Raw genomic sequence first — 377 nt, 5'->3', positions numbered from 1 at the left:
GTGGAACCAAGCTGCCCGGTCGACCATCCAGATCGCGGTCTTCAATGCCAGCTCGCCTTGGAACCGGCCTTTCAGCAATTGGCTGAGCGGGCAGCGGAATCCGGCTGGACCGAGGACGAGATAGCCTACGCGCTCCTCGAGCTCGCCGGCTCGCGCCTCAAGAGCAACTCCGCCAATCGCGAGACTGAGAGGGCGATCGACCGGGCCAGGGCAACGAGATGAGCGGCACCTTCGAGAAGCTTCGCCTGACCCGATAGGAACGTCGCCGCGCCAATCAGTTTGGCGGTGAAGGCTGACCCCGGCCGAGTCGGGCAGGCGAGCGGCAGTGCTGAAATAAGGGCGTGAGAATCCATGGCGATCTTGCGCATGGCGAACTC

At 63.9% G+C, this 377-nt stretch carries 1 protein-coding gene; it reads left to right on the top strand.

The window, feature by feature from the left end:
- Window positions 1-222, top strand: a 222-nt coding sequence (locus tag EOC06_RS41230) for a hypothetical protein (protein ID WP_245470476.1), incomplete at its 5' end; no start/stop codon positions are given.
- Window positions 223-377: the final 155 nt, after the last annotated feature.

This window comes from Mesorhizobium sp. M7A.F.Ca.MR.362.00.0.0 (genome assembly GCF_004023175.1).
In the GTDB taxonomy this organism is placed as follows: domain Bacteria; phylum Pseudomonadota; class Alphaproteobacteria; order Rhizobiales; family Rhizobiaceae; genus Mesorhizobium.
The sequence above is the reverse complement of the archived record's forward strand: the minus strand, read 5'-3'. Positions and strand labels throughout refer to the sequence as shown.